General features: G+C 56.7%; 15 protein-coding genes. 7 read left to right on the forward strand and 8 right to left on the reverse strand.

The window, feature by feature from the left end:
- The first annotated feature begins 300 nt into the window (after positions 1–300).
- The 6 genes from H5P17_RS00190 to H5P17_RS00215 all read left to right on the forward strand — a co-directional run bounded on the left by H5P17_RS00190 (position 301) and on the right by H5P17_RS00215 (position 6,801).
- Positions 301–1,032: a FadR/GntR family transcriptional regulator gene (locus H5P17_RS00190; protein WP_044554136.1), complete on the forward strand. Its 732-nt coding sequence runs from the start codon at positions 301–303 to the stop codon at positions 1,030–1,032.
- An 82-nt stretch (positions 1,033–1,114) separates the two neighbouring features.
- Positions 1,115–2,035, forward strand: coding sequence for a 2-dehydro-3-deoxygalactonokinase (locus tag H5P17_RS00195; protein ID WP_255477839.1), 921 nt, complete (start codon positions 1,115–1,117; stop codon positions 2,033–2,035).
- The gene (locus H5P17_RS00200; protein ID WP_182820676.1) at positions 2,032–2,679 is read left to right on the forward strand and encodes a 2-dehydro-3-deoxy-6-phosphogalactonate aldolase; all 648 of its coding nucleotides are present in this window, start codon (positions 2,032–2,034) and stop codon (positions 2,677–2,679) included. The genes H5P17_RS00195 and H5P17_RS00200 overlap by 4 nt, the downstream gene beginning before the upstream one ends.
- Positions 2,680–2,783: 104 nt before the next feature.
- On the forward strand, positions 2,784–4,184 hold the full coding sequence (locus tag H5P17_RS00205; protein ID WP_182820678.1) for an MFS transporter: 1,401 nt from the start codon (positions 2,784–2,786) through the stop codon (positions 4,182–4,184).
- A 2-nt stretch (positions 4,185–4,186) separates the two neighbouring features.
- Positions 4,187–5,899 carry a dihydroxy-acid dehydratase gene (gene ilvD / locus H5P17_RS00210; protein WP_182820990.1) on the forward strand — a complete coding sequence of 571 codons (1,713 nt, stop codon included), beginning with the start codon at positions 4,187–4,189 and terminating at the stop codon, positions 5,897–5,899.
- The gene (locus H5P17_RS00215; RefSeq protein WP_182820680.1) at positions 5,899–6,801 is read left to right on the forward strand and encodes a dihydrodipicolinate synthase family protein; all 903 of its coding nucleotides are present in this window, start codon (positions 5,899–5,901) and stop codon (positions 6,799–6,801) included. Before ilvD ends, H5P17_RS00215 begins: the two co-directional genes overlap by 1 nt.
- A gap of 119 nt (positions 6,802–6,920) precedes the next feature.
- On the opposite strand, the gene H5P17_RS00220 is transcribed toward H5P17_RS00215, so the two are convergent.
- The 3 genes from H5P17_RS00220 to pvcA form a co-directional block, all read right to left on the reverse strand.
- Positions 6,921–8,180, reverse strand: a complete 1,260-nt coding sequence (locus H5P17_RS00220; protein ID WP_182820992.1) for a glycosyltransferase — start codon at positions 8,178–8,180, stop codon at positions 6,921–6,923.
- Between the two features lie 20 nt (positions 8,181–8,200).
- On the reverse strand, positions 8,201–9,064 hold the full coding sequence (locus H5P17_RS00225; RefSeq protein ID WP_044554128.1) for a TauD/TfdA family dioxygenase: 864 nt from the start codon (positions 9,062–9,064) through the stop codon (positions 8,201–8,203).
- A gap of 90 nt (positions 9,065–9,154) precedes the next feature.
- A complete protein-coding gene (pvcA, locus tag H5P17_RS00230) occupies positions 9,155–10,120 on the reverse strand; it encodes an L-tyrosine isonitrile synthase (RefSeq protein WP_182820682.1) in 966 nt (321 codons plus the stop codon).
- Between the two features lie 213 nt (positions 10,121–10,333).
- Between pvcA and H5P17_RS00235 the strand changes: the two genes are divergently transcribed.
- Positions 10,334–11,236, forward strand: coding sequence for a LysR family transcriptional regulator (locus H5P17_RS00235; RefSeq protein WP_255477847.1), 903 nt, complete (start codon positions 10,334–10,336; stop codon positions 11,234–11,236).
- A gap of 303 nt (positions 11,237–11,539) precedes the next feature.
- On the opposite strand, the gene ispH is transcribed toward H5P17_RS00235, so the two are convergent.
- The 5 genes from ispH to ribF are packed head-to-tail and all read right to left on the reverse strand — an operon-like array spanning position 11,540 to position 17,243.
- Positions 11,540–12,493 (reverse strand): 4-hydroxy-3-methylbut-2-enyl diphosphate reductase, encoded by a 954-nt coding sequence (gene ispH / locus H5P17_RS00240; protein ID WP_044554125.1) that lies wholly within the window; start codon positions 12,491–12,493, stop codon positions 11,540–11,542.
- Positions 12,474–12,944, reverse strand: coding sequence for an FKBP-type peptidyl-prolyl cis-trans isomerase (gene fkpB, locus H5P17_RS00245; RefSeq protein WP_044554124.1), 471 nt, complete (start codon positions 12,942–12,944; stop codon positions 12,474–12,476). Before fkpB ends, ispH begins: the two co-directional genes overlap by 20 nt.
- 1 nt (position 12,945) lies before the next feature.
- Entirely contained in the window at positions 12,946–13,455 is a 510-nt protein-coding gene (gene lspA / locus H5P17_RS00250) for a signal peptidase II (protein ID WP_044554123.1), read from the reverse strand.
- Entirely contained in the window at positions 13,456–16,272 is a 2,817-nt protein-coding gene (gene ileS, locus H5P17_RS00255) for an isoleucine--tRNA ligase (protein WP_044554122.1), read from the reverse strand.
- A 32-nt stretch (positions 16,273–16,304) separates the two neighbouring features.
- Positions 16,305–17,243, reverse strand: a complete 939-nt coding sequence (gene ribF / locus H5P17_RS00260) for a bifunctional riboflavin kinase/FAD synthetase (RefSeq protein WP_044554121.1) — start codon at positions 17,241–17,243, stop codon at positions 16,305–16,307.
- Between the last annotated feature and the right edge of the window lie 28 nt (positions 17,244–17,271).

The following is a 17,271-nucleotide window of genomic DNA, read 5'->3' on the forward strand; positions in this document are numbered from 1 at the left end:
CGCCTATCTCATTAGGCTATCGGTTCAGGTTAACTGCCCCACCTTATCATCGCCAGAGGATTCATTTCATAATTAGAAAATTATGATATCCCCCGCTTTTCATCAGTAATGCTGTCAACGGGTTAACAATCCGGCCGATCAACGCCCATTGACGATTGTACATAAACATGCAATTTGAACCGGTGAAATTTGCATGATAAAACGCTCGTTTTCTTCATTCAAACCGGCACTGGTACCACCAGCACGCCGCTTAGCTTAGTATAGGGCGCAACAGCCGCTTTAATTACCTGAGAAACACGGATGAAAACCGCGCAAACCACCATATCTGAAACCCTGACGCAAGATTTGGCCCGCCGCATCATCAGTGGCGATCTGCCGCCTGGGTTGTCGCTGCCGGGCGAGAATGAATTGGCCTTGCAGTATTCGGTTTCACGCACTTCGGTTCGTAACGCGTTGCAGGTGCTGGCGGCGAAGGGGTTGGTTTCCATTCAGGCCAAGAAGCGCAGCACCGTCAATGCCCGCGAACAATGGAGTTTTTTGGATCCTGACGTACTGAGCTGGTTGGCGGAAGGCAGTCTCGACCAGCAACTGGTCGAACAATTGATGGTTACCCGTCTGATCTTTGAACCGAATATCGCAGCATTAGCGGCCGTTAACGCCACCGGTCATGACCTGGCTGCGCTGGAAGACGCCTGCAATCTGATGTCGCAAGGGCAGCAGCAAGCCAGCCGCCAACTCTTCGAGCAGGGCGATATGGCGTTTCATCTCGCGTTGCTGGGCGCCAGCCATAATCCTTTTTTGCATTCCCTGGGCAGTGCCCTTTCCGCCGCCATGGCGCTCTCTTTTCAGCAAACGCTGGAAGAAGATATCCGGCTGACCAAAAGTGCGGTAGAAGAACACCAACAATTGCTGGAGGCCATTCGCTTCAAGCAGGTGGAAACTGCGCGTCAGCGTATGCGAGTCATTCTGCTTAACGCAGCCAAAAAGAGTCACTGGCATCAGCAACCGGAAATGTTCGCCCACATCCTCTAAAAATCCCTCTTTGCTGTAATTTCGATCGTCCTCACAGATCCTGAGCAATTTTCGCTCTAGCATTCTTGTATGACAAGATTGCATGATTTGTATTACTTGGATGAATAACAACTGGATTGCTATCGACTGGGGCACCACTAACTTTCGCGCTTTTTTAATGCGTGGGGAGCAATGCCTGAGTACCCTCAGCCGCCCCTGCGGGTTACTGGCCGTAGAAAAAAACCGGTTTGCCGACACCCTGAAAACCTTATTACAGCCCTGGCTAGCCGACCAGGGGGCTCTGCCGGTGGTCATGGCCGGCATGGTGGGTTCGCAGCAGGGGTGGCATGAGGTCGCCTATCTACCCCAGCCGTGCGGTCTGAAAAGTTTGGCGGCCGGGGCCATGGCATTCACCACCGACTGGGGAAGTCCGGCGTGGATCATTCCCGGCGTTCGGGGCCAGGGTCTGGCTCAACAACCCGAAGTCATGCGAGGGGAAGAGGTGCAGTTGCTCGGTTTGCCCAGGCTGCATCCGGCCGCGCAATGCCTGGCTATCCTGCCCGGCACCCACAGCAAGCACGTTCAGTTGAATCATAGGGAAATCGGCCGCTTCTCCACCTTTATGACCGGCGAACTCTTCTCGCTGCTCAGCCGACACTCCATTTTGGGCAACGCCCTGCCGGAACAACAGGAAGACGCGCAGGCGTTCATGCTCGGGGCCAATACCGCACGCACCGGCGCCCCCTTCAGCCATCTGATTTTTTCGGCACGTACCCGCCGCCTGAGCGGTGAAATAGCCGCGGCGAATATACACAGCTACCTTTCCGGCCTGTTGATCGGCTATGAGCTTCATGCGCTGCCCACGCACCAGTCTATCTGGGTAGTCGCCAGCCCGTCGCTGATTGCACGCTACCAAATGGCGGCGGAGCCGTTGGGCCTGTCATTGCGCGCCGCGGATGGCGATAGCTGCTTTATCAACGGATTAAGTCAACTGTATCCCCTACTGCAAGGAACCGCCCAATGAGCCCAGAGATTTTCTTCCAACAGTGGCAGCAGCAGCCCCTCCCGCTGGTAGCCATTTTACGTGGTATCACGCCAGCGGAGGCGGAGCCGGTCGCCGAAACTCTGCTGGACTGCGGCTTCCGCTATCTGGAAGTGCCGCTTAACAGCCCCAGCCCGTACGACTCTATCCGCTCGATCAGGAATACCGTTGGTGATAGGGGTTTTGTCGGTGCCGGCACCGTACTGAACGTTCAGCAGGTTGAAGAGGTAGCCAAAGCCGGAGGGCAGCTGATTATTTCTCCCAATGCCGACGCCGCCGTGATCGGCCATTCCCGTTACCTGAATCTGATCGGTTTGCCCGGCGTGGCGACGCCTTCCGAAGCCTTTGCTGCCCTCGCCGCCGGGGCCAGCGGGTTAAAATTTTTTCCCGCAGAAAACATCACTCCCGCCGTCATCAAGGCGCTGCGTGCCGTGCTTCCGCAAAGGCTGGTTTGCTTGCCGGTTGGCGGCATTCAGCCGGACCCCATGCAGATGCGTGCCTATATCCAGGCCGGCAGCAACGGATTTGGGTTGGGTGGCGGGCTCTATCAACCCGGCATCAGCCTGGCGGCGTTGCGCCAACGGGCCCTGGCTTATCAGGCCGCGTATCGTCAATCCGTAGAGTAACCATTAACGCCTCCGTACCTTACTGCCGCAGCCCAAAGCTGCCGATTGCTCCTTGAATACGCCGGCATCACCCGGCTAATAAAAATAAATCAAAGGAAACCATCATGAAGCTGACCACGGAAACCCCTACGACGGAACAGGCCGCTGAAACGCGGGTGTACGGAAAAATTACCCGCCGCCTGATCCCTTTCCTGATTTTGTGCTATTTCTTCGCCTATCTGGACCGCGTTAACGTCGGGTTCGCCAAGCTGCATATGCAGGATGCCCTGAGCTTCAGCGATACCGTTTATGGCCTGGGCGCCGGCATATTCTTCATCGGCTATTTTATTTTCGAGCTGCCAAGCAATCTGCTGATGCAACGCTTCGGGCCGCGTTTTTGGATTGCCCGCATCATGGCTACCTGGGCGATCCTGTCCGCGGCCATGATGTTTGTTACCACGCCAACCACCTTCTATGTATTGCGTTTCCTGCTTGGCGTGGCCGAAGCCGGCTTCTTCCCCGGCATCGTGTTCTATTTAACGCTGTGGTTCCCTTCATGGCGTTCCGCCCGCACGCTGGGGTTGTTTATTCTGGTTACGCCGCTGTCGGTAATTATCGGCAGCCCGCTCTCAGGGCTGATCCTCAAACTGTTCGAAAATGTCGGCGGTTTACATAACTGGCAGTGGCTGTTCCTGGTCGAGGCCATTCCCTCTTTCGTACTGGCCTTTGTGGTACTGCGTTACCTGGATAACAACGTGGACGAAGCCAAATGGCTCACCGTCGAAGAGAAAAAGATCGTTCAAACCGATCTGGCCAAAGATCGCGCCAACCGCGATCGGGCGGCAAACGGCAAAGCGTCCCACAGTCTGAAAGAGATGTTGGCTAACCGCTATGTCTGGTTGCTGGCGCTGATTTTCTTCAGTTTCAACGTCGGATATTACGGCGTCAGCTTCTGGCTGCCTTCCATCATCAAGACTTCGGGCATCAGCGACGATCTCCAAATCGGCCTGCTGGCAGCCCTGCCCTACGTGTTTGGCGCGGTATTTATGATATGGAACAGCCGCCATTCCGATCTGAAACAGGAGCGTCGCTGGCATATCGCCATTCCGGCGGTCATTGGCTGTATCGGCCTGACGTTGAGCGCCTACTGCAGCGGTTCCACCTTCTGGATGATGACGTGGATCTGCGTAGCGATGTCCGGCACCCTGGCGCTGATCCCCACCTATATCAGCCTGCCCGGCACGCTACTTTCAGGCACCGCCGCTGCCGCCGGTATTGCACTGGTGAACTCTGTCGGCAACCTCGCGGGTTTCTTCGGCCCCACGGTGCTCGGCTGGCTGAAAGATCAAACCGGACAAACCGACAGCGGTCTGTACATTCTGGCGGGCTTCCTGCTGCTCTGTGCACCGTTGATTTTCATGCTGCCTGCCAAGCTGGTCTCCCCCGGCAAAACCCCTGGCATGCATTACCAGGATGTTGCTCAGCCTGACGCTGAGGATCCTTTAAATATCACTGAGAGATTTTGATGATGAGCGGATGTGGAACCTGTGGCAGCGGCGGTTGCGGCTCGCATTTCAACCCTATTCTGGAGGGCGATGACGGCGCTTTGAAGCGTGCACTATACAAATCCATGGGGCACAGCGACGAACAACTGCGCCGTCCGGTGATCGCCGTGGTCAACAGCTATACCAACGCGACCGCCGGCCACGCCAACCTGAACGAACTGACGGCCAAGGTATTGCAGGGCATTGAAGAAGCCGGCGGGGTCGGCATGGTGTTCGGCACTATTGCCCCCTGTGACGGCATCGCAGAAGGGCATCTCGGCATGCGCTACATTCTGGCTGCTCGTGAAGTGATCACCGCCTCCATCGAAGTGATGATGCGTGCCCATCGTTTCGACGGCATGGTGTTGCTTGGCTCCTGCGACAAAATTGTCCCCGCCATGCTGATGGCCGCGGCACGGCTGGATATTCCGGCCATCATGGTCAACGGCGGGCCGATGTACCCGGCTGAATATAAAGACAAACATTGGGACGGCAACATCGTCACCGAGGCCATCGGCTGGAAGATGCGGGGCGAGATCGATGAGGCGGAATTTGCCCATATCGAAAATATTGCCGAACCCGGCCCGGGTTCCTGCACCATGTATGGCACCGCCAACACCATGTGCTGCATCGGTGAAGTGCTGGGTATGAGCCTGCCGGGCAGCAGCACGCTGCCGGCGGTGTCGGCCGAACGCCGCGAGTGCGCTATCGAAACCGGACGCACCGCGGTGGAACTGGTATTGAACGGCATCAATGCCCGCCAAATCATCACCACCGAGTCGATTCGCAATGCGGTGATCTACCTGCTGGCAACCGGCGGCTCCACCAATGCCATCCTGCATCTGCAAGCCATTCACTACGAGGCGGAACTGGGCCACCTGCCGCTGTCCGTCTTCGATGAACTGAGCCATCAGGTACCGCTGGTCGCCTCGCTCTACCCGGCCAGCGAACATGACATGATTGATTTTTGGGAAGCGGGTGGCGTACCGGCAGTAGAGCTTGAGATTGCCAAACTGCTCGATCTCAACGCGTTAACCGTCACCGGCAAAACCAAAGCGGAAATGCTGGCGAAAACCCGGCCAAGCCGCCGCCCGGAAGTCATCCATACCCTGGCCATTCCTGTCCGCAATGAAGCCGGCGTCGCCGTACTGCACGGTAATCTGTCGCCTCTCGGCTGCGTGGTGAAGCCTGCGGCCGTGCCGGAAAATTTGATGCGCTTCCGGGGACCTGCCGTGGTGTTCAACAGCGAGCAAGAATCCGTCGAGGCGATTATGTCCGGCCAGATTAGGCCGGGTAGCGCCCTGGTCCTGCGCTATGAAGGGCCCAAAGGCGGCCCCGGCATGCCGGAAATGTATAAACCGATGAAGTCGCTGGAAGGCATGGGCCTGGCTGACAGTTGCGCTCTGATCACCGACGGCCGTTTCTCCGGCTCCAACCGCGGGCTGTTTGTCGGCCATATTTCACCTGAAGCGGTGGACGGCGGCGAGCTGGCATTGGTGCAAGACGGTGACGATATATCCATCGATATTCCCGCGCGTACCCTGACGCTGCATGTCAGCGAGACGATGTTGGCGCAGCGGCGCCAAAACTGGCAGTCCGTGGACAAAGAAGTGCCACGCGGCTTCCTGCGTTTATATCGTCGCTGGGCTTTACCTGCTGCGCAGGGTGCCGTACTGGCCGATCGGGAGGAGGAATAATGGGCCGTTACCAAGCTATCGACATTGCAGGGGTCAACCCTATCGTCGCCATGCCGTTCAAGGCCAATGGCGAAATCGACCCGCTGAGTTTTACCCAGTTGCTGGAGCATCTGGCAGCAACCGGCGTTCAGGGAATGACGCTGTTTGGCATCGCCAGCGAATTCCCGAAGCTCGAGGAGCCTGAGCGTGAACGCCTGGCGGAGATATTTATCAGCGAACTGGCAGGAGCCCCGCTGTATCGCGCTATCTCGGTCACCGATCACAGCAGCGAAGTCGCCGTCAAACGCGCTCGTCATTATCAAGCTCTGGGCGCCGACGCTTTGATGCTGCTGCCCCCCTTTTTCCTTCAACCCAGTCCACAGGCGATTCAGCAGCACATTTTTGCCGTTCTGGAGGCCGTAGACATACCGGTGATGGTGCAATACGCGCCGGGTGAAACCGGTTTGCCGATCGCCCCGCAGCAATTGGCCGACGTGGCAGCCCGTTATCCCCATGCGGTGTTCAAGATTGAATGCAATCCGCCGGTGGATTACACCAAAGAATTTCTGCAACTTGCCCCCCAGGCCAACGTGCTGAACGGCTATGCCGGGCTTTATATGTTGCAGATGCTGGCGGCGGGCGGTAAAGGCGTGATGCCGGGTTGCTCGTTCAGCGAGATTTACCTGCTTATTTTTCGCCATTGGCAGGCCGGCGAAGTGGAACAAGCGAACGGGCTGCATCAGGCATTGTTGCCTTACATCCAACGCTGGATGAGCCACTGCGAATACATCATTCAGATCGAAAAGACGATCCTGCAACGACGCAATATCATCGCCACCGATTACTGCCGCCACCCCGGTTGGCAACTGACCGCCGACGATCACCAGACGATCGATCGATTTCTAAGTCAGTTCTCTCTGTAACCAAGCAGGCAGCGCATTACGATTATGATGAACAGTGGACACGGCAACACGGGAAACAGGACGGACGCCAGATAGCGGAATACAAAAAAGGGGGCAAAAGCCCCCGTGATAAAGGCGACTCAAGCAGTTAATGCCGCCACCTCTTCGGCAATAGCCGCCAGCGCATCATGGCGGGCGTAATCGGCCTGAACCCATGCCGCGTGCTGTCGATAGGCCGGTTGCGTCAGGATCTGTTGCACCGCATGACGCAGTTGCGGCTCATCCGGATTGCTGGTGTGCAGATTAATTCCGCAGCCAGCCGCCACTACCCGAGAAGCCGCCTCGAGCTTGTCCTCGCCGGTACCGGCGATAATCAACGGCACGCCCTGATCCAACGCGTAGTTGATCGAACCGTAACCGCCGTTGGTGATCAGCACCGCGGCCCGCGGTAGCCAGTGTTCGAAAGAGATAAACTCCCGAACTCTGGCATTGTCCGGCAGCAGATCCGACAGCCCGTCGACCGAACGACCACCGGTGGTCGCCAGCACCCGTACCGGTAACTGTGCCAGCGCCTTAAGCGTCGGAACAATCAACTGGTGCAGATCGACATTCGCCAGTGTGCCCTGGCTGACAATCACCAGCGGCCGCTGATCGGCTTCATCCCAAAGAGCATCGGCAGGCGGTTGCGCCGACGCGCTTCGCAACGGGCCAATAAATCGTACGCTGGCCGGCAAATCGTCACGCTGATACTCCAGCGCAGGGGTCGCCAGTTGCAAGAAACTATCGCAACCGCCGATCAAAGCATCGCTAAAGGGTTGGTGCAGCGGCCTGCCACCGGATTGCGTCATCGCGGCATCAAAACTCTGCTGCACCTCATCTATCAAGGCACGTGTAGCGTCATCCACCAGCTGTTCGCGACGCAGCTCCCGCGGCAACAGCGCCGGAGGAATGCGCGGCCCGTAGAAGATGGAATCTTCAGACGAGAATGACAGCGGCGTTACGCCGATACCGATAACCGGAGGGCGATCCTCCGCCTGCAGCAGCGGCAATACCCCATAGAAACAGTTTTCCACCATCAGCAGATCGGTAGTCTCGGCGGCGATCACCGTACGCAGCTGTTGATTCAGCAACGGGATTGGGGCGGCGAAGAAGTCTTTCAACGCCAGCGCCATCTGCTCATTGCCCGGCGGCAGTGCAGCTCGTTGCGGAAAATGTTCCTCGAGATAGCGGTAGTCGAAATCGACCTTGGGATCGAAGGCAACAAACTTCGCCCCTATCGCCTCCGCACGTTCACGGAACAACGCGCCGGTCATCACCCGAACCTGGTGCCCTTGTGCGATCAGGTGCCGGGCAATGCCCAGCATTGGGTAAACGTGACCGGGCGTTGCCACGGCGGTCATCAGTATACGTGCCATAACTCTTAAGCCTCTGCGTTGGCCGGTTTCAGCGCCAGATTGGCGCACACCGGGTTGCTCTGTATATGAACCCGTTGCAAATGGCGGGCCGAGCGGGCGGTAAAGCCTTCACGCCCGTGCAGCAGCGAGAAGTTGTCTGCGATCACCACATCGCCCTGCTGCCACTGGTGGGCGTAATAGTGGCGCGGATCGTAGAGATGCTGTTGCAGAGTCTGATGGAACGCTTCCTGCTGATCTTCCGGCACCCCGTGATATTCCAGCGCATGCTGGTTGAGGAATTTCTTCCCCTCTGTCGGCGGCTCGTTGTAGCGCATGATCAGCCCACTCCCGCTCGGGTGCGTTACCACCAGCGGCGAGCAAACCTCGCCACCGTAGTGCACCACCTGCTTGATTCGGTATGAGATCGACACCGTCAGCCACTGTGCCAGTTGCGACTCATCGGCATTGGCCAGCAGGCGCGTAGTATCGACAAAGGTAGTGCAACCGCCTTCATCCTGCGAGGGCGCGGCTACGCAGTGGAACAGCTGAAATTCCGGGATGGTCGGTTTATACATGCCGTCCCAGTGCAGCGGCACATAGCTGCTGTCGAAAATATGGTCCTTGGCGTCTGGATGTTCTTTCACATCCAGCACCGCGCCGAAGGGCCACATCATGATCTCGCCCCAATTGCCAGCATAACGGGTCAGTACCCGAGGATCGGTAAAACCGGAATCGAAGCCGCGCAGCACCAGCAGGTGATGCTGCTGTGCCAGCGCCCGCAACGCCGCCACCGGCAGCTCGCTGATGGATTGCCCTGGGCGTTCTGGGGTCAATACAGCGCCAAAGGGGCTATTGAGTTCAATACGGCAGTTCAATTGTTGCTTGTCCATCGGTGACTCTCCTTGAAGCAAATTTGCTGCTCACACGGCAACCGTGCCGTTAAAACACGCTCGCCAAGATAGCGGGCGCAAGGTGGCGTGTTACACCACTTGAGGTTGTTCAATCAGGTAATGGCTTGGCGTACCGCGGATCGCCACCAGTTCGCCCTCTAGCTCCTGAGCGTCTTTGCGTTTCATCAGCACGAACTGTCCGTTGACGTTGGCCGCGACGCCGTGCCATGGCGTGAGCCAATCATCTTTGGTCGGCATCATATGAATACCTATTTTCAGGCTGTCCGCAGGCTGCGGGTGGATCGACAAGCGGATCGCCGCCGGGAAATGCTGAGCCAGCAAATTGCCCCAGGCCCAGCTGCGTTGGATCACACCGCAGGCCCGCAGCTTGGCGTCTTTCTGCAGCGCGGCATTCGAGCCGCTGTAGCCCGGCAGTTGACTGTCTTCATACAGGAAACGGGTAATGGCGCGGTACAGTTGCAGTCCTTGCTCGCTTTCCATCAGCTGTTGTTTGATTGCCGACTCCGGTTCGGCATAACCGTCGACCAGCAACTGGCGCAGCAAGTCGTAGTCGTCGGTATGTTCCGCCAGCCCTTCCACGTCCCCCAGGTTGAACACGCTCAGGTGCGTGGCCCCAACCTCATGCAGCAGAGTTTCAATTTCGCGCTGATAGTGGTTGATGGCATCGTCGCTGACGCGGATTAAATCGCCGAAGACGTGACCATCCGAACAGATGACAATATGTGCACCCGGCGGATAATAAAGCTGAATACGCTGGCAGAGGGAATTAAGGAATATCAGCGACAGGCGTTCCGCCATATCGGGCACCGCACCAATTACCTTATTGGTATTGGGTGATTTTGTTGGAAAGGCAGGCAGTACAAACTCAATCCGCTGTTGTTGTTCAATGAACGCCCGGATGCGCGGCAATTGCACTTGAGTAACGAGCAGCTCTTCCTCGGAATTTGATGTTTCCATTCCTGGGAACCGACGCCGATATTGCAATAGCTCATGAAGGATCTTTAACGATATTTTTTCAATACGGGCACTGTCCACAATTAACTCCTGTTCAGATCATGGCGCAGGTGACTTATTCACAAACGCAATAAGACTTTTCGAAAAAAGAGGCATCATCAGGGAATAATACTCACCACTGAGATTTATCTGCTTCAGGCAATATAGAAGAGATAGTGCTATATTATTAGCCCGTATAATTAACAATCTTGGTTAAGTTGAACTTAACAAACTATGAGTAATATTCTAAAGCGCATGGCCATTTTTTCTAAAGTTGTCGATTGCGGCGCGTTCAGCATGGCAGCTAAAGAATTAGGCATTACCACCTCTGCCGTCAGCCAGCATATCCGCCTGCTGGAAAACGAGCTGGGCATTCAATTACTTCTACGTTCCACGCGTTCACTGAGTCTGACCGAAGCCGGGCTCTGTTTTTATGAAGACTGCGTTTTAATGCTGCATGCCGCCGAGCGGGGACAACAACGTATCGCCGCCCTGCGTGGTGAACTGAGTGGTGAATTGCGCGTCGCGACCTCTACCGAGTTCGCCACTCACTATTTGGTGCCTGCACTGCAAAGCTTCCTTGACGATCACCCGCGCATCACGCTGAGGTTGGAGATCCATGACGAGAAGATTGACCTGATAGGCCAGCGCATTGATCTGGCGATCCGCGGCGGCGTCCTGGCGGACTCCAGCTATGTTTCCACCCGCCTGGCGCGCTTTCGCGAAGTGTTGTGTGCCTCACCGGCCTACCTTGCCGGCCATGGCATTCCTGATAGCCCACAGGCGTTAACCCGACATCAATGGGTGACTTTTACTCCTTTGGGCAACCCGCAGTTTGTTCGCCTTCTCCACCATAACGGTGACGAACATCGGCTGAGAATGACCGGCCGTTTATTTACCAATAACGGTATGGCTATGAAAGAACTGGCGCTGGCGGGCAAAGGGATCATCCGTAATTTCTTTGTCAATGTTGAGCGTGAATTACACAACGGCGATTTGGTGGAAGTGCTGCCTGATTGGCGATTACCGGAGATTAATTGTTATGCGATTATGCCACGCCGGGACAGCCAACCTTTAAAAGTTCGCCGCTTGCTTGAGCATATGAAAATCCATTTGCAGCAAAAAGAGAAAAATTCTTTTAACCAGTTGCGAACTTAATTAAATAAACAGTGTCTGCAACGACAATTAATTTAGTTATTTAACCACTCAGCCCTTTGCTGACCAACACCAGCTTTTATTTAGATTGCAGACTAATGATATTAGTCTTAATAACTTTATTACTGTCTATATAAGCACTTCCTTTTTCATTAATTCAAATTGTCAGAACAAATTTGACTTTAAATAGCAGAAAATTTGAATTACATCCTATTCCTCTCCCGTTCTAATATTTCCCCCAGCCCCCGTTCCCCAAAAGCAAAACGGGGAGCCTAAGCTCCCCGTTCATTTATTTACCACTGTGCCCTAGTCAACCTGACGGATATCGACCCGCAGCTCTTTTGGCACTTCAAACACGATATTCTCTTCACGACCGCTGACTTCATGGACGTTAAGGCCGCCCAAGGCTTTCAGACGGGCGATAACATCCTGTACCAGCACGTCAGGGGCCGACGCACCGGCGGTCACGCCGATGTTAGTCGCGTTCTTCAGCCAGGCTTCCTGAATATCCGCAGCGGAATCGATCAGGTAGGCCGGCTTGCCAACGCGCTGGGCCAACTCAGCCAGACGGTTGGAGTTGGATGAGTTCTTCGAGCCCACCACCAACACCACGTCCGCATCCCCGGCCAGGTTACGCACCGCTTCCTGGCGGTTGGTCGTGGCATAGCAGATGTCGTCCTTGCGTGGCCCGATGATGCTCGGGAAACGCTTGCGCAGGGCATCGATCACGTCAGAAGTGTCATCTACCGACAGCGTGGTTTGCGTCATAAAGCACAGGTTGCTCTCATCCTTCACCTGCAGCTTCCACACGTCGTCCGGCGACTCAACCAGATACATGCCCCCTTTTGGGTTGCTGTACTGGCCCATGGTGCCTTCCACCTCCGGGTGGCCGGCATGGCCAATCAGGATCGCCTCAGTGCCACGACGGCTGGCGCGCGCCACCTCCATATGCACTTTGGTTACCAGCGGACAAGTCGCGTCAAACAGCATGGTCAGATCGCGCGCCTTGGCTTCAGCCCGTACCGCTTGGGAAACCCCGTGCGCCGAGAAGATTAGAATCGACCCGTCCGGCACTTCAGCGATCTCCTCAATAAACACCGCCCCGCGCTCGCGCAGGCTATCCACCACATAGCGGTTATGCACCACTTCGTGGCGCACATAGATAGGCGCACCGTAAATTTCCAGTGCGCGCTCTACGATACTGATCGCACGATCAACCCCGGCGCAGAAGCCACGTGGGTTAGCCAGCAATATTTGCATGCGTCTCCTCCTGCACGGGATCAATCTCCAGGACTTCAATGTCGAAGCTTACCGGATGGCCCGCCAGCGGATGGTTGAAGTCAACGGTAATCGAATCTTCCGCCACTTCACGCACCACTCCCGGCATTTCACTGCCGTCGACGGCGGTAAACAGCATGATGGTGCCCACATCCGGTACCCCGGTCTCCGCGAAATCGCGGCGTGAGAAGTACTGGACCAGGTCCGGGTTCTCTGCACCGAATGCGGCTTCCGGCTGCAAGGTAAAGGCGCACTTGTCGCCCGCACGCAGGCCAATCAATTCCGCTTCCAGCGGTGCCGAGAGGCTGCCGTCACCCAGACGGAACAGCGCCGGTTTGCCGCTGCTGCGGGTAGATTCTGCGGTCGAACCGTCTTCCAGTTTCAGCGTGAAGTGAACCAGCACTGCGCTGTTACCGTTAACCTGAGCCGTCATATTACTCACCTTTACTCTTTGCGCTTTTGCTCGCCGGCGACAAGAAGCCTTCCAGCACGATCATCGCCGCCCCCACGCAGATAAAGCTGTCCGCCAGGTTGAAGGTCGGGTAATGCCAGTCGCCTACGTAGAAGTCGATGAAATCGACCACAAAGCCGTGCCACAGGCGATCGAACAGGTTGCCGAGCGCCCCGCCGATGATAAAAGCATAGGCAATATTGTTCAGCTTTTGCTGCGCCTGGCTGCGGTACATCATCACCAACAACACCGCCACGATAGCGACGGCGATGCCGGCAAAGAACCAGCGCTGCCAACCGCCGTGATCGGCGAGGAAGCTGAAGGCGGCGCCGTAGTTGCGCGCATAAAACAGATTGAACGACGGGATCAGCGGCTGGGTCTGGCCCAGCACAAAGTTACCGAGGATCCACTGTTTGCTGGCGAAATCCAGTACCAACACCACCACCACCAGCCACAGCCAGCGCAGACCGGTCGAACAGATTGGTTTACTCATTTAGGCAAACTTACGCTTTTCGCCGTCACCGGCTACGTTGATCACACAGCGGCCGCAAAGATCTGCATGCTCCGCCACCAGGCCGATATCGGTGGTGTAATGCCAGCAGCGCGGGCACTTCTCACCTTCTGCGGTGCTGAAGGCAATTTTCAGACCTTTCACCAATTCTGCTGTTTGTGCATCCGCCGGCGCATCGGCCAGTGGAGCAACGCGCGCTGCCGAGGTCAGCAACACAAAGCGCAGCTCATCCTGCAGGCTGTTAAGACGCTCGGCCAGTTCGGTGTCGGCATACAGCGTGACCGCCGCTTCCAGAGAACCCCCCAGGCGTTTGTCGGCACGTGCCTGCTCCAGCACCTTGTTCACTTCGCCGCGAACTTTCAGCAGCTCGGCCCAGAAAGCGTCGTTCATGCCTTCACCTTCGGCCAAGCCGAACAGGCCGTCGTACCACTCTTCGGTGAACACGTATTGGGCACGTTTGCCTGGCAGGAAGCTCCAGATTTCATCGGCGGTGAACGACATGATCGGCGCCATCCAGCGAACCAGCGCTTCCGCGATGTGGAACAATGCGGTCTGGCAGCTACGACGGGCGACGCTGTCGCTCTTCGCGGTGTACTGACGATCCTTGATGATATCCAGATAGAAGGAGCCCATCTCGACCGAACAGAACTGCATCAGGCGCTGCACCACTTCATGGAAATCGTAGTTGGCGTAAGCCTGTTCGATATCCTTTTGCGCCGCCAGTGCACGACCCACCGCCCAGCGATCCAGTACCACCATGTCTTCCGGGGCCACGCAATCGGTGCTTGGCTCAAACCCGTTCAGGTTGGCCAGCAGGAAGCGCGCGGTGTTACGGATGCGGCGGTAAGAGTCGGCGGAGCGTTTGAGGATCTCGTCGGACACCGCGATTTCACCGGTGTAGTCGGTAGAGGCCACCCACAGGCGCAGGATATCGCCACCCAGCTTGTTCATCACGTCTTGTGGACTGACGGTGTTGCCGATGGACTTGGACATCTTGCGGCCCTGACCGTCAACGGTGAAGCCGTGGGTCAGCACTTCTTTGTATGGCGCCTTGCCCTTCATCGCCGTGGAAATCATCAACGATGACATAAACCAGCCGCGGTGCTGATCGGAGCCTTCCAGATACATGTCGGCACCGTGGCCCTGGAACTCAGGACGCACGTCGACCACGGAAGAGTGGGTAGAACCGGAGTCGAACCACACGTCCAGGGTATCAGGCACTTTGACGTAGTCGGCAGCATCCGCGCCGAGAATATCGGCCGCGTCCAGATCCCACCAGGCTTGGATGCCGTCTTGCTCAACGCGCTTCGCCACTTCTTCCATCAGCTCAACGCTGCGTGGGTGCAGTTGCTCGGTGTCTTTGTGCACGAACAGCGACATCGGCACGCCCCAGGTACGCTGACGCGAAATACACCAGTCCGGACGATTGGCAACCATGGTTTCGATACGTGCCTGGCCCCATTCCGGGATCCACTGCACGCCTTTGATCTCTTCCAGCGACTGCTTGCGCAGGCCTTTCTGATCCATGCTGATGAACCACTGTGGCGTTGCGCGGAAGATGATCGGCGTTTTGTGACGCCAGCAGCATGGGTAGCTGTGAACCAATTTTTCCACGTGCAGCAGTGCGCCTTTCTCACGCAGCAGATCTACGATCAGATCGTTGGCCTTGAAGACAAACTTGCCGTCCAGCAGCGGATGAGTTCCGGTCAGGTAGCAGCCGTTCGGCCCTACCGGGTTGGCAATCTCCAGACCGTATTTCTGGCTGATGACAAAGTCATCCGGACCGTGGCCACCGGCGGTATGGACCGCACCGGTACCGGCATCCAGCGTGACGTGTTCGCCCATGATCGCCGGCACGTCGAAGCCCATGAACGGGTGTTCGAAACGCATCAGTTCCAGATCGGCGCCTTTGCAGCTGCCCAGCACGGTCCATGAGCTGATACCGGCGCGCTTCATTACGCTTTCCACCAGTTCAGCCGCCAGGATCAGGCACTGACCTTCAACCTGTACCAATTGATAAGCAAATTCCGGGTGCAAAGAGATCGCGCGGTTAGCCGGCAAGGTCCACGGCGTAGTGGTCCAGATCACCAGAGAGACCGGGCCGTTGAAGCTGGTAACGCCAAACTTGGCCGCCACGGCAGCCGCGTCAACCGCGTGGAAAGCCACATCGATCGACGGCGAAGTCTTGTCGTAATATTCCACTTCCGCTTCCGCCAGCGAAGAGCGGCAGTCGGTACACCAGTGCACCGGCTTGGCGCCTTTCAGCAGGTGGCCGTTGTCGATGATTTTACCCAACGCGCGGATGATATTGGCTTCGGTTTTGAAGTCCATGGTCAGGTACGGGTGATCCCAGTCGCCCAACACGCCCAGACGGATAAAGTCTTTCTTCTGACCTTCAACCTGCTCTGCGGCGTACTCACGGCACTTCACACGGAATTCCGCAGCGGTGAGTTTCTCACCCGGCTTGCCGTACAGCTGTTCAACTTTCAGTTCGATAGGCAGGCCGTGGCAGTCCCAACCCGGAACATAAGGCGAGTCGAAGCCGGACATCCCTTTCGACTTGATAATAATGTCTTTGAGAATCTTGTTAACCGAGTGACCAATGTGAATGCTGCCGTTCGCATACGGAGGGCCGTCATGCAAAATGAAGGATTTTTTGCCCTTTTTGGCAGTACGAATAATCCCGTACAGATCCTGTTCATACCAACGTTGCAGCATGCCAGGTTCACGCTTGGCCAGATCGCCGCGCATCGGGAACCCTGTTTCCGGCAAGTTCAGGGTATTCTTGTAGTCACTCATTAGATTCTCGGTTCCGTTTTCGGCTATAGAGATTAAACCGGTGTCTGTAGCCCGAAGAACTTTCGGGCCGTCACCACATCATTGGCGATTTGCTGCTTCAGGGCATCGAGCGAAGCAAAACGCTGTTCATTGCGCAATTTCGCGCGGAGCACCACGTCTATATGGCGCCCGTAAAGATCCATTGTGACATCCAGCAGGTGGACTTCCAGCTGCTGACGCACACCGGCAACGGTTGGGCGCGTGCCGATATTGGCTACGCCAGGGAGCGGCTCAGGCCCCAGACCATAAACTTCTACCGCATAAACCCCTTTCACCGGGGCAACCAGGCGCTTCAGCGGCAGGTTGGCGGTCGGGAAGCCGATGGTACGACCCAGCTCATCGCCGTGCACCACCCGACCAGAAATGCTGTACGGGTGGCCCAGCAGCGTCTCCGCCTGCGCCAGGTCGTCATCGCGCAGCGCATTGCGGATCGCCGTGCTGCTGATGCGTTGATCGCCCTCGCGGAAGGTCGGCGTGCTGATCACCTCAAAACCGTATTCTTTCCCGGCTTTTTGCAATAGCGGAAAATCGCCCTGGCGGGTAGCGCCAAAGCGAAAATCATCCCCAACCATCAGGAATTTCACGCCCAGTTTTTCCACCAGCAGTTCGGCGACGAACGCCTGTGCCGTGTTGGCGGCAAAACGCGGATCAAACTTGACGCACAGCAGGTAATCAACGCCCGCCTGCGCCAGATATTTGGCCTTGTCACGCAAACGCGTGAGACGGGCCGGTGCCTTGTCCGCTGCAAACATTTCCAGCGGCTGCGGCTCAAAGATCATGACCATCACTGGCAGCCCGAGGCGTTGCCCCTCTTGTTTCAGCTGCTCCAGCAACGCTTGGTGACCGCGGTGTACGCCGTCAAAGTTGCCGATGGTGAGCACGCAACCATGGTGGCGTGCCCGGATATTGTGAATGCCGCGAATTAGCTCCATAGCTGGCTCAAAACAGTGGAAATCGCCG

It is taken from the genome of Serratia sp. OS31 (assembly GCF_014164835.1).
Lineage (GTDB): Bacteria > Pseudomonadota > Gammaproteobacteria > Enterobacterales > Enterobacteriaceae > Serratia > Serratia liquefaciens_A.